This is a genomic window from Haloarcula sp. 1CSR25-25, from assembly GCF_032027985.1.
GTDB lineage: Archaea > Halobacteriota > Halobacteria > Halobacteriales > Haloarculaceae > Haloarcula.
Map to the genome: position 1 here is coordinate 63,103 of NZ_JAHYBW010000009.1, position 12,319 is coordinate 75,421.

General features: G+C 64.8%; 12 protein-coding genes. 4 read left to right on the forward strand and 8 right to left on the reverse strand.

Translation table 11 applies throughout. The features are described 5' to 3' along the window. Positions 1-130: 130 nt before the first annotated feature. From KZ498_RS20410 to KZ498_RS20420, 3 genes are read right to left on the reverse strand one after another with little or no spacing between them, the layout of a single operon-like run. Positions 131-1,756: a hydantoinase B/oxoprolinase family protein gene (locus KZ498_RS20410; protein WP_312621207.1), complete on the reverse strand. Its 1,626-nt coding sequence runs from the start codon at positions 1,754-1,756 to the stop codon at positions 131-133. Then, positions 1,753-3,747, reverse strand: a complete 1,995-nt coding sequence (locus KZ498_RS20415) for a hydantoinase/oxoprolinase family protein (RefSeq protein WP_312621209.1) — start codon at positions 3,745-3,747, stop codon at positions 1,753-1,755. Before KZ498_RS20415 ends, KZ498_RS20410 begins: the two co-directional genes overlap by 4 nt. Continuing rightward, complete coding sequence (locus KZ498_RS20420) at positions 3,748-3,876, reverse strand: hypothetical protein (RefSeq protein WP_312621211.1); 129 nt, start codon at positions 3,874-3,876, stop codon at positions 3,748-3,750. 87 nt (positions 3,877-3,963) lie between these two features. On the opposite strand from KZ498_RS20420, the gene KZ498_RS20425 reads away from it, so the two are divergent. Continuing rightward, positions 3,964-5,073: a guanosine monophosphate reductase gene (locus tag KZ498_RS20425; protein ID WP_312621212.1), complete on the forward strand. Its 1,110-nt coding sequence runs from the start codon at positions 3,964-3,966 to the stop codon at positions 5,071-5,073. A 279-nt stretch (positions 5,074-5,352) separates the two neighbouring features. On the opposite strand, the gene KZ498_RS20430 is transcribed toward KZ498_RS20425, so the two are convergent. The 3 genes from KZ498_RS20430 to KZ498_RS20440 form a co-directional block, all read right to left on the reverse strand. Further along, on the reverse strand, positions 5,353-5,736 hold the full coding sequence (locus tag KZ498_RS20430) for an SHOCT domain-containing protein (protein WP_312621213.1): 384 nt from the start codon (positions 5,734-5,736) through the stop codon (positions 5,353-5,355). Between the two features lie 189 nt (positions 5,737-5,925). Further along, positions 5,926-7,992, reverse strand: coding sequence for a formate dehydrogenase subunit alpha (gene fdhF, locus KZ498_RS20435; protein ID WP_312621214.1), 2,067 nt, complete (start codon positions 7,990-7,992; stop codon positions 5,926-5,928). A 198-nt stretch (positions 7,993-8,190) separates the two neighbouring features. Further along, on the reverse strand, positions 8,191-8,586 hold the full coding sequence (locus tag KZ498_RS20440) for a hypothetical protein (protein WP_312621215.1): 396 nt from the start codon (positions 8,584-8,586) through the stop codon (positions 8,191-8,193). A 469-nt stretch (positions 8,587-9,055) separates the two neighbouring features. Here KZ498_RS20440 and KZ498_RS20445 point away from each other — a divergent pair, with 469 nt between their 5' ends. Beyond that, complete coding sequence (locus KZ498_RS20445) at positions 9,056-9,265, forward strand: hypothetical protein (protein WP_312621216.1); 210 nt, start codon at positions 9,056-9,058, stop codon at positions 9,263-9,265. Between the two features lie 365 nt (positions 9,266-9,630). Further along, the gene (locus KZ498_RS20450) at positions 9,631-9,855 is read left to right on the forward strand and encodes a DUF2892 domain-containing protein (protein ID WP_312621217.1); all 225 of its coding nucleotides are present in this window, start codon (positions 9,631-9,633) and stop codon (positions 9,853-9,855) included. A gap of 373 nt (positions 9,856-10,228) precedes the next feature. Here the strand turns inward: KZ498_RS20450 and xseB are convergent, their stop codons facing one another. After that, positions 10,229-10,405 (reverse strand): exodeoxyribonuclease VII small subunit, encoded by a 177-nt coding sequence (gene xseB, locus KZ498_RS20455; RefSeq protein WP_312621218.1) that lies wholly within the window; start codon positions 10,403-10,405, stop codon positions 10,229-10,231. Then, positions 10,402-11,613 carry an exodeoxyribonuclease VII large subunit gene (gene xseA / locus KZ498_RS20460; RefSeq protein WP_312621220.1) on the reverse strand — a complete coding sequence of 404 codons (1,212 nt, stop codon included), beginning with the start codon at positions 11,611-11,613 and terminating at the stop codon, positions 10,402-10,404. Before xseA ends, xseB begins: the two co-directional genes overlap by 4 nt. A gap of 276 nt (positions 11,614-11,889) precedes the next feature. Between xseA and KZ498_RS20465 the strand changes: the two genes are divergently transcribed. Beyond that, the gene (locus KZ498_RS20465) at positions 11,890-12,282 is read left to right on the forward strand and encodes a MauE/DoxX family redox-associated membrane protein (RefSeq protein WP_312621221.1); all 393 of its coding nucleotides are present in this window, start codon (positions 11,890-11,892) and stop codon (positions 12,280-12,282) included. Positions 12,283-12,319: the final 37 nt, after the last annotated feature.

Here is a 12,319-nt window from a genome sequence, read left to right on the forward strand (position 1 = left end):
TCGGCCTAAACTAGTACCGGTGCGGTCCCAGCAAAACCGGAGCCACAATCCGAGCCACGGCGGCCCTATCGCCCGAACAGTCGGGGGATTCTCCGTGTGATTGCCGAGAAACAGACCGCACAGGGACAGGTCACTGGTCGTCTACCTTCCCCTCGCGCCGGTCACGCTCCCTCGCTGCCGGGTCCCGCTGTGCCGGGTCGCCGTGGCCGCCGCCGCCGGGCGTTCGGATGCAGACGGTCGTCCCGGCTTCGACGTCGACGGACGTCTTCGCAGGGACCGGCTCACCGTCGACCAGGTTCTCCCCCGTCGCGCCGTCAGCACCGCCAGCGATTCCGGCGGGGGCCGTCCGCCGCCGCTCCGTTAGCAGGGATACGGTCGCGTCAGTCTCGACGGTGACGGTTCGCTCTATGCCGAGCCCGCCGCGGTAGCGGCCATCGCCGCCGCTCGACGGGCGTAGCGCGTACCGCTCGACACGGAGCGGGTACGCCGTCTCCATCGCCTCGACTGGCGTGTTGAGCGTGTTCGTCATGCCGACCTGCACGCCGTCCATCCCGTCTTTCCCGGGCCGGGCGCCGAAGCCGCCGCCGATTGTCTCGTAGTAAGTGAACTCGCCGGTCCGGTCCCCGATGATGAGGTTGTTCATCGTTCCCTGTCCGCCGGCCGGAACCACGTCGGGGACTGCTGTGGCGAGTGCCGCCAGCGTGACGTCCATGACGCGCTGGCTCGTCTCGACGTTGCCGCCGACGACCGCGGCCGGCGGTCTCGGATTGAGCACCGACCCTTCGGGTGCGGAGACGGACACCGGTTCGTAACAGCCGTGGTTCGGCGGGATATCCGGGTCGGTGATCGCTCGGACGACGAAGTAGACCGCGCTCTTCGCGACCGAGAGCGGCGCGTTCAGGTTGCCCGCAACCTGGTCGGCGGTCCCGGCGAAGTCGACAGCAATAGCGGTCCCGTCGACGGTGACGGCCACCTGGATCGGGATGTCGGCATCGGTCACGCCGTCGCCTTCGAGGATATCCCGTGCCCGGTAGGTCCCGTCCGGAAGGGAATCGAGTTCGGCCTCGACCCGCTCGCGGGAGTAGTCAATGACGGCATCGAACGCTTCGAGCAGGGTCGAACCGTGTTCTTCGAGGAGTTCACCGATCCGCTCCTCGGCCCGCGCGTTCGCGGCGCGCTGGGCCCGGAGGTCCGCCTCGCGCTCGTCCGGCGTGCGGACGTTTGCACGGATGAGGTCCTGGACCGCCTCGTTTGGGGCGCCGCCGTCGACGAGACGAACTGCCGGGAGTCTGAGTCCCTCCTCGTAGATCTCCCGTGCGCCCGGCGGCATGCTCCCCGGCGACCGCCCGCCCACGTCGGCGTGATGGGCCCGCGAGACTGCGTAGCCGAGCACCTCGTCGTCGGGGGCGATCGTCGAGACGAGCGTGATATCGGGGAGGTGTGTCCCCCCTTCGAAGGGGTCGTTGAGAATGAAGACGTCGCCCGGTTTCGGGTCCGCCCGGAGGACACTGTCCACCGCGTCGGGCATCGCGCCGAGGTGCACCGGGATGTGTTCCGCCTGTGCGACCATCCGACCCGACGCGTCGAAAAGCGCCGTCGAACAGTCCCGCCGCTCCTTTATGTTCGGGGAGTACGCCCCGCGGATAAGCACGTGCCCCATCTCGGTTGCGACGCTCTCCAGTTGGTTTCTGAGGATTTCCAGCGTGACAGGGTCGATATCCTGTCCCTCGCTCGGCGTCGTAGCTCCGTCGCTCATCTGTCGCTCACCTCTGTTGCCAGCGTCCCGTCATCCCGTACCAGTACGTTCCATGCCGGTGGGACGACAATCGTGCTCTCGGCACCCTCGACGATTACTGGCCCCTCGATTCCGTCCCCCGGTGGCAGCTGCGCTCGCTCGTAGACCGGAGTGTCGCGGACGTCGTCGCCGAAGGCCGCCTCGCGGCTTCCCCTATCTGGGTCACCACTGGTATGGTACTCGACCGACGGCGCGTTCCGTTCGACTGTCGTCGTCACGCGGCAGTTCACCAGTTCGACCGACTCCTCGGCCCGATAGCCGTAGGCTGACTCGTGGGCGGTCGCGAACCGCTCGCGGGCGTCCGCGGTGTCGAACGGCCGGTCGACGGTCACGGTGAGTTCGAAGCTCTGGCCGGCGTACCGGAGGTCTGCGAGGTAACGGACGGTCGCCGCCTCGCGGTCGCTGACCTCGGCCAGCAGGTCTTCGGCCAGCCCCTCGTATATTGCGTCGACGTCGGCGGGTTCGACGGCGGCGAGCGAGCGCTGATACGTCCGCACCGCGTCGCGCTTCTCGTCGGCCGCGAGCAGGCCGTACGCCGACAGCACGCCCGAGGCCCGCGGAATCACCACCCGGTCGATGTCGAGGCCGTCCGCGACCTGTATCGCGTGCATCGGCCCGGCACCCCCGAACGCGGCGAGCCCGAACGTCCGCGGGTCGTAGCCCCGCTCGACAGTCACAGAGCGGATTGCCCTGGTCATGTTCGCGTTCGCAACGCGGTAGACGCCGCGAGCCGCGTCCAGCGGGCCGTCTAACCCTGCTTCCTCGGCCAGGTCCGCGAGCGCGTCGTACGCCGCGTCCTCGTCGAGTGACAGTTCGCCACCCAGGCTGGTACTCGCGCCGATGTACCCCAACACGAGGTTCGCGTCGGTGACGGTCGGCTCGGTCCCGCCCTGCCCGTAGCAGGCGGGGCCGGGGGTGGCTCCGGCCGAGCGCGGTCCGATTCGGAGTGCGCCCCCGGCGTCGACCCAGGCGATGGACCCGCCGCCTGCGCCGACTGTCTCGACGTCGACCATCGGCGTCTTGATCGGCCGCTCGTTGATGACGCCCTCTGTCGTCCGTTCGACTGTCCCGTCTCGGACGAGGCTCACGTCACTGGACGTCCCGCCCATATCGAACGTGACCAGTCCGTCCCGTTCGTCGCCCGCCATCGCGCTTGCCCCCACGACGCCGGCGGCAGGACCCGAGAGGACGGTCGTCACGGCGTTGCGCCTGACGGTATCGGCGTCGGTAATCCCCCCGTTGGCCTGCATGATCCGGGGCTGGGGGACCCCCAGTTCCCGTGCCCGCTCGGTGAGGCGACTGATGTAGTACTCGATCACCGGTCGGACATACGCGTCGACGACGGTGGTCGACGTCCGCTCGTACTCGCGGAACTCGGCGAGTACTTCGTGGGACGCCGACACGGGAACGTCGAGTTCAGCCCGCAGTATGTCCGCGACGCGCGATTCGTTCTCGGGGTGTGCGTAGGCGTGCAACAGCGAGACGGCCACTGCCTCGGCGTCCGTCTCGCGTAGCTGCTCGGCGACCGACCGCACCTCGTCCCCGTCGACGGGGCGTTCGATACCGTCGGTGGTGGTCCGTTCGGACACTTCGAAGCGTCGGCGTCTGGGAACCAGCGGGGTCGGCTTTTCGGCGCCCAGGTCGTACAGCGACGGGCGGTCCTGGCGGCCGATCTCCAGGACGTCTCGGAACCCCTCGGTCGTGACGAGTGCGGTCTCTGCACCGTCCGCTTCGAGGAGCGCGTTGACCGAGACGGTCATGGCGTGCGAGAACTCGCTTACCGTCTCCGGATCGAATTCGGCCTCCGCACACGCCTTCCTGATTCCGGCGATCACGCCCTCGCTCTGGTCCTCTGTAGTCGGGACTTTCGCGGTCACGAGTTCGCCATCGAGTGACAGCGCCACGTCGGTGAAGGTCCCGCCGACGTCGACGCCGATCCGTCGGTCGTCCATCTACGGCACCTCCGACCTGCCGGGAAACCCTGACCGACCGAGCCACTCGAAGGCGAGCGTCACGGTGGCGCCGACTGCGTTCGCTGTCGACCCGGTCCCGTCATCGCCGGGGTAGTCCCGTTGGTTCATCGCGTGTACCGGGAGTATCGCGACGGCGGGCAATAAACTCTGTAATTCGAGGTACTTTTGTGGCAGGGGCAACTCCGTTAGTGGGGTATGAACGAGTTACGCACTGGTCTGAGTTACGGGGACGTTCTCCTCGTCCCGAACCGGTCACCGGTCGACAGTCGCAGCGACATCGACCTCTCGACGCCCCTCACGCCGACCGTGGAACTGGACACGCCGCTCGTCTCGGCCGCGATGGACACCGTCACCGAGGCGGAACTGGCACTCGAACTCGCGCGCTCGGGCGGGTTCGGCGTGCTCCACCGGTTCCTTACCCACGAAGAACAGGCCCAGCAGGTCAAGCAGGTGAAAGCGGCGGACGAACAGGTCGGCGCAGCGGTCGGTATCAACGAGGATTACGTCGCCCGGAGCGCTGCCGTGGTTGCGGCCGGCGTCGATGTACTCGTCGTCGACGTAGCCCACGGCCACCTCGACCGGGCGCTAGAGGCCGTCGAAACCCTCGCAGAGGAGTTCCCCGACACCGACCTCGTCGCCGGTAACGTCGCGACGCCTGCGGGCGTCGAAGACCTCGCGGCTGCCGGGGCCGACTGCGTCAAGGTCGGCATCGGGCCCGGTTCTCACTGTACCACACGGAAGGTCGCGGGTGCCGGCGTCCCCCAGTTGACCGCCGTCGATGACTGTGCCACGGCCGCCGAGGACCTGGACGTCACTATCTGTGCCGACGGCGGGATTCGCACGTCCGGCGATGCGGTGAAGGCCCTCATGGCCGGGGCGGACACCGTGATGCTCGGGAGCCTCTTTGCCGGCACGGAGGAGGCCCCCGGTGCGGTCGTCGAAGTCGACGGGACGCGGTACAAGCGGTCACGAGGGATGGCGACCACCGCCGCGGCCGAGGACCGCGATGACAAACAGAACAACGTCAGCGCCGACGAAGGCGTCGAGGCGCTGACCCCGTACAAAGGCCCGGTCGCTGCCGTGGCCGAAGAGTTCTGCGCCGGCGTTCGCTCCGGGCTCTCCTACTGCGGCGGGCACACCATCCCCGCGGCCCGCGAGAAGGCGGAGTTCATCCGTGTCGCCCGGAGTGCAAAAGAACGCGAGGGGTTCCACGCCGACCACGACTGGGAGGGCGTCAACGTCGAGAGCGAAGTCACACAGGTCGGCGACGGCGGCAGCGGGGCGACGGTCGACGGCGACGACTGAACGGAGTATCAGCCTCTCGAGTGCGTGTCCAAATACCAGTAACTCACCGGCCAGCGGTCGGTGCGGGACTGTTCGACTCGGAACCGAACTGACACCGGACCCGTCGCCCGCGGGAAAGGGCGGTCGGATACCGGATTCGTGGGGAACCCGACCAGACAGCGTCCCGTTCCAACGAGTTCGTCGTAGCGCCCACCGTCGGGTATCGGTCGAGCCAGGTCGGAAGCGACGATTGGGCCCGTATGACTATACTCCGATGGCCGAGACACGCCACAGGTCGTGCTACTGTGACTCCGTGTCGCGTTCGAGTGTCGCTCGCCGCTTTTCGTATTCGTCGTCTGTCAGCTCTCCGCGGGCGTAGGCGAGCTGGAGTTCCTCGAGCGCCTTGTCCGAGCCGCTCTCAGTGTCAACTACGGCCCTGTAGACGAGATACCCCCCACCGACGAGGGCTGCAAGGAACAGGAGCTGCATCACGAGTCCGGCGAAGACCATCCAGCCCGACATCGTCCCGCCGCCCCACATTCCATTGCCCCACATTCCGCCGCCCATCATCGACCCGAATCCCATCACTCCAAAGCCCATGAAGACCATCGGCAAGATGACGAATGCACCGATAATTACGAGGAGAATCGTGACCAGTCGTGTGTCGTCCGAATTTTGAACCATGTGTGTTCACTCCGTGGGTCCGCCTCTGGTATCCTCTACGTGATGATAGTTCAATGCGATTTCGCCTTCGAATCCTATGGGAGCACCCCCTCATATTTCACATTCACAGCTGAAGGCGGCTCCAAAGCGTGGTATGTTAAGAACCATCGTATCTCGCGGTGTGCTGTTGAAACCCCCAATGAGGCGGTGTTACTCCTGGTCGGGGGCGGTCGGCTTCCGCACCTGCACTGCCGAGTGCTTGTACTCGGGAATCTCGGCGACCGGGTCGAGGGCATCGCCGGTGAGGGCGTTTGCGAGCGGGTCCAGATAGTGGAACGTACAGAACACGACCCCGGGGCGAATCGACGCCGTCACGGCCGCCGACACCGTCACGCGTCCGCGGTCGTTCTCGACAACGACGGTGTCGCCGTCCTCGATACCGCGAGCGGCGGCATCGTCCGGATGTATCTCGAGGACGTCCTCGCCGCGCATCCGCATGAGCCTCTCCGACCGGCGAGTGAGTGCCCCGCTGTTGAAGTGCTCGATTGTGCGTCCCGTCGTGAGAACGAGTTGCTCCCCGGAGACGGCATCGGCCGGGGGCGTCGGCGAGACCGGGAGCAGCGGGGCTGTCTGGTCCCCGGAAGCGAACGTCTCCGTGTGGAGAACGTCGGTGCCGGAGTCGGCGTCCGCCGGGAACGGCCACCGCTGGTATCCATCGTCGATACCGTCGTAACTCATGCCGGCGTACAGTGGGTTGACCCGCGTCAGCTCCTCGAACACCGCTTCCGGTCCGTCGTAGTCGAACGCGTCCGACTGGTCGACTAGCCGCTGACCGAGGGCCGTGAGGATATCGAGGTCCCGGCGGGCGTTCCCGGGCAGGTCGGCGTTCGGTCGCATCCGCATCACCCGCCGGTCCGTGTTGGTCACCGTCCCCGCCTTCTCCGCCCAGCTGCTGCCCGGAAGCACCACGTTGGCGTGGGCGGTGGTCGCCGTCTCGAAGAGGTCGATGACGACACAGAAGTCCAGCTTGTCGAAGCCGGCCCTGACGGAGTTGACGTTGGGCTCGGTGACAGCGGGGTTCTCACCGAACACGACAGCCGCCCGGACCTCGTCACCAAACTGGTGTGTTGCGGTCGTCTCCGTCAGCCCGGGCTCGCTCGGCGGCTCGACGCCCCACTCGTCTGCGATACGCTGTCGGGCATCCGGGTCCGCCACGGGTTGATACCCCGGAAGTACGTTGGGAAGCGCGCCGACGTCGCCGGCACCCTGAACGTTGTTCTGACCGCGAAGCGGGTTCACGCCGGTGCCCGGGCGACCGACGTTACCGGTCAGCAGCGCGAGGTTCAACAGCGCGTGGACGTTGTCGGTTCCGGACGTGTGCTGGCTCATCCCCATCCCCGTGACGATCGCCGCCCTGTCGGCCTCGGCGTACGCTCTGGACGCCTCCCGGACGGTGTCCGGGTCGACACCGGCCGCTTCGGCACCCGAGGCGACGTCGGCGTCGTCGAGATGCGCCGTCAACTCCGCAGCACCGGTCGTTCGCTCCTCGAGGAACGACTCGTCGACGAGTCCCTCTTCGAGGACGACCTTCGCCATCGAATTGAGGAGCTGGATATCGTATCCGGGCCGGACGTCGAGATGGATGTCTGCTGCGTCGGTCGTGTCAGTCTCGCGGGGGTCGATATGGATGAGCGTGGCTCCGTTGCGGACCGCCGGCAGGAAGTACGAGCGGAAAATGACGGGGTGCTGTTCGGCCGGATTCGCCCCGGTGACGAGCAGACAGTCGGTCTCGGTGAGGTCCTCAAGCGTGTTCGTCATCGCCCCGGCGCCGAAGCGCTCGCTCATCGCGGCCACCGTCGACGAGTGACAGAGGCGAGCGCAGTTGTCGACGTTGTTGGTGCCCAGCATCCGGGCGAGCTTCTGGAAGACGTAGTTCTCCTCGTTCGTACAGTTCGAAGAGGCGAAGAACTCGACGGCGTCTGGACCGTGCTTGTCGATGATTCCCGTGAGCTCATCAGCCACGCGAGACAGGGCGCTCTCCCAGGACGCAGTGGCGAAGCGACCGCTCTCACGGACGAGCGGCTCCGTCAGTCGGTCCTCGTGTGCTACTACGTCGAACGCGGCCACGCCCTTCGGACAGACCTCCCCCTTCGTGTTCACCGGGCCCGCCGTGCCGGTCGCTTTGTCGTTGCCCGCGTACTCTATCGTACAGCCGACCCCACAGTACGGGCAGACTGTCGGCTCGGCCCGGGGGTTCCGGTCCTGGTTGTCGCTCATATTCCGCTTGAGTGAACGGAACGCAGATACAAGTAGCCAAGCGGTAAAACGTAGGCGGCTTTATGAGTGGTCCGCTGGAAGATGACCACGAACTGGAGGCGACAGCGTCGATAGCAGGACTCCCGGAGCAGCGTACGCGCTCTCTGATTCACAATCCGTTTCGTTCGGTCACTCTGACGTTGCCCGAATCGACCGTTTTCAGTCACAGTGGCCCAGGTTCTCGAAGTAATCGGACACGAGGCTGCGCTGAGGACTGCTTTCCGGTATGTCAGTGTACTGCCGTGCATTGCAGGGGCGGTCACTGATGCGCAGTTGGTTGTACGACCGACCGGTGCGTAACGCCGTCGCCTGTTCAACGACCGACGCGGGACCTGTTATCCGGTCCAGACGCCAGCGCTCGGCGTTGCCCATCGAACAGAGGCACGCCGTCGAACGGGCTTGATGTGTCTCGATGAAACGGTCGATCAGTTCGTCGATGTCGGTTTCATACCGGATCTCGGAGACGAAATCCCGAATATACGCTACGTCGTGTATCGATGGGACAGTCCGTTTCGGTTCCCGACTGGCCCGTTCGGACTGGCATTCAGCTATCACATTACAGTACCGACTGAAACGACGGACACACCGGCCGAACTGAGTCATGCAATCGGGTGTGCAGTGATCTGCGATGGTTACTGTAGTTGCGACCACAGATGTGGCTGGCCTGGTTGTCAGAGGACAAGACAAAGTACAGGCTGCCACGGCACGAACGTCCGTGTATGAGTAATCCCTCCGCCGATGACTCACTCCCGTGGTTTGTCAAAGTCGTCATCGCCATCACACTGCTGATACTGTTGTTCATACTCGTGATTGATCTACTGACGTTCGCTGCGGCTTGGTAGCCACATAACCAGTACCAGGCCTGTCGAGGTGGGAGTACGATGGCCTCGGTCGTGGTTCTGTCGGCTTGCAAGCGGTGGACTGTGTCGCTACAGAGTCACCAATATATATTCTAGTACCACAGCCGGAGATACCGGAATCAGCATGAGTTTACAGTCGAACCAGAGCCAGCACGTAAGGAGAGATGTCCCGGTCACGCCCGAGTGGCTTCCGTCACGATACGGGAACTCGCCGAGCAGGACTCGTGCTCGTCGTGGTGACTGCCGTCGTGAACGTCCGTGGCGTCGTCGCCGTCCAGAACGGCAGGTTCGGAACCGTCGCCCGACAGCTGGGGGCCATCGTCTTCGCTTTCGGCGTCACGCTGGTCCGATACTGGGACCATGCCGGTCGGTAGCCCGAGTTACCCGCAAGTGGCCCCAGGCTGGTCGCTCCGGACGTGGCGTCGTGGCACGCGACGGTCCTGGAGGCTCAGCTGCACCGACAGAATTGCCCACACGGGTTTCTCTCTCCCGCTCCAGCGCAGTTCGGCCCGGAAAGCACCCGGGGGGTCCGCCGACACCCGGACTCATAGAGACGGCACTGTGTCCTCGCTTCCGATGCCGACTGCTATCCACGTAAGCGGCGGCACCGGGAGCGGCCAGTAGGGGTGTGGCAAGCATCCCGGCATCGGTCGCTCGTCGGCACCACAAGTCGAGAGCGGGTGTCTTGTTTGTATTGCACAATAGAAAGAATATTATCCCTGTAGCACCAACTACCGGTATGGAACAAAACGTCGGTGCTACGGACAAGCGCGTCAGAATCGGGCTCGGTGCCATCGCTGGACTCGTCTCGATTGGAGTGCTTGCGGGCGCACTCCCGCTCCCGCTACTGGCCGCTCCCGTTCTGGGACTCGGGGCAGTGATACTACTCGTGACGGGCCTGACGGGGTTCTGTGGCCTGTACTCGGTGCTCGGTATGGATACCTGTCCGGTCGACACTCGGTGACGCTCCGCCGATACCTTCGCCGCCGTAGACGACAGGCGGGCTCACCCGCCACGGAGCAGATTTCTGAGAACGTGAAACAGCTGTCTGGTGCAGACTGTCGCGATGCCGCGTGGCTTCTGGACCGCCCGCGTAGTGACACCGATGCGTGCGCCCCTGTTCGCTGCTTTCAGAAGGACGACGAGTCCCCGTTCCAGTGCGGTAGCGGCGCCGTCGGTTCATCGGCCAAACGAGACTGTGTCTCTATCACGTTCAGGGAGAACGCGTGACGGCATCACGTAGTTGCAGTTGTCACAGGACAATCCGCAGCCAGACGGACGGGTTTTGTTTACGAAACTGATCGGTGACTGTCCTCTAGAAGCCACGAGAGCGCAGACTACCGGTCGATAACCTCGCCATCCCCGACAGCCAGTTCGGATTCGAGTTCGGCGATCAGTTCCGTCCCCTCGGCGAGGAGTTCGTTCGCACGTTCAAGCGAGACGTCACCGTTTTCGAGTCGTTCGATGATCTGTTCGAGTCGGTCGGTCTTGTCGGCGATTGTCTCGTCTCTCATAGTGGTAGCAGGATGTACAGGAGAAGCGCCACAACAAGCAGGCCCAGGGCGGCCAGGACGATTAACAGCCGTCGGCGCTGGCGGCGATGGGCTGTGGCCGCCTGTCGTCGTTTCCGCTGCTGGTCGTACTGGGTCCGTGCTTGCTCTAGCCGGTTCTCAACGTCGGTCAGCTCGTCGCGAACGTGCGTGTCGTATGCGCGGTCCAGCGCGGCTTCGAACGCGGACAGGTCCGACTCGACTGCCCGTCTGTAGGTCCGGGTAAGTCGGTCGTCCATCGTGGCCAGCGTCGTCTCGACGGTGTCCGTGTAGGCAGTGCCCAGACGCCCCTCGAGCGTCTCCAGTTCCGCCTCCAGCGTTGCCTTCTCCGGGACGATCTGTCCCACCTCCGTCGGGGTCATTACCCGTCTGTCGGCCACTTCGTCGGCCAGCGTCCGGTCGTTCTCGTGGCCGACGCCGACCACGACTGGGGTCTCGGTTCTGTGGATGACACGACAGAGCGGCGTCTCGTTGAACACGCGGAGATGCTTGTCGGACCCACCACCGCGAGTGAGGACGATGACGTCGACCAGCGGGTCGGCATCGAGTTCGCTGAGCGCGCCCATTATCGACATCATCGCATCGTCGCCCTGAACGTTCGTGTTCTGGACGACGATGTCGACGTCGGGGTACCGCTCGTGAATGCTGGTGACCGCATCCATCCGGGCATCGCTTGTCGCACTGGTGGCGATTCCGATTCGTTCGGGAAAGTCCGAAGGCGCCTGTTTGTGCTCCGGGTCGAGCAATCCGTCCGCGGCCAGCAGCTGTCGGTTCTGCTCGTATATCTGCTGGTAGGTACCCTCGCCGACCTCGACAATATCTTCGACGATGACGGAGACGTTGCCACCCTCTTCGTAGTACGACAGCGAGCCGTTGACAGCTATCTGCATGCCGTCCTCGATTGTGGTGTCGATGCTCGACCGTTTGTATCCAAAGAGCACGCAGTGAATCGTCGAACCGCCGTGGACCAGGTCGAGGTGGACGTGGCCGTTCGAGGACACACTACAGTCGGAGACGTCACCCACGACGTAGTCGAACTCGAGCCGGTCTGCGCTCTCGACGACTGTGCCGATATCCTCGTTCAGTGTCTCGACGTAGGTGACTCGCTCTGTTTTGAGTGCTTCCTGGAGTGTCTCAAGCGACGCCTGCGTCGGCCCCGGCTCCGAACCCATTCGACTCTCCTGTAGTGCGGTTGTGTACTTAAGCCATGGTGGTGCGATGGGGTTTCTCGAGGCCGAATCTCACTGATGTCCTCACCCGCTCGGACGGTGAGACAACTGCAGGAGAACGTCGCGGTCGAGTCAAACGAGAGCGTCGCTGGCGTGTTCCATGCGCGAGGTTGGACCGACTGGAGAAAGCGCCTGTGCCGACGACCGTGACGAGTCTGTCCCCCACACCGGGGTACATATCCAAACTTGCTTTCCGCTGGTCGCCGTACCCGGTGACAGATGCGTGTTGGTTTGACGCGGTTCAAACGGCCGTTGCGCTACCTGATGGCGCTCCTCTATGTCGTCGCGGGGAGCTTTCACTTCGTCGTGCCGGATCTGTACGTCCAGATTGTACCGCCGGTCCTGCCGGCGCCGCTTGCGCTGGTGTATCTGTCCGGCGTCGCGGAAATCGCTGTCGGGCTCGGCCTGCTGGTGCCACGGACGCGCTCGTACGCCGCGTGGGCGACAATCGCGTTGCTCGTCGCGATCTTTCCCGCGAACGTCTACATGGCCGTCTCCATGGTCACCATCGAGGGTGCGCCCGGTGGCGGCGACCCCTCTGTGCTGGCCCGCTGGGCCCGGTTGCCCCTCCAGGGCGTGTTGATTCTCTGGGCGTACTGGTACACCGATTGATACTGTCGGCCGTACCTGATGCAGGACAGTCCCAACC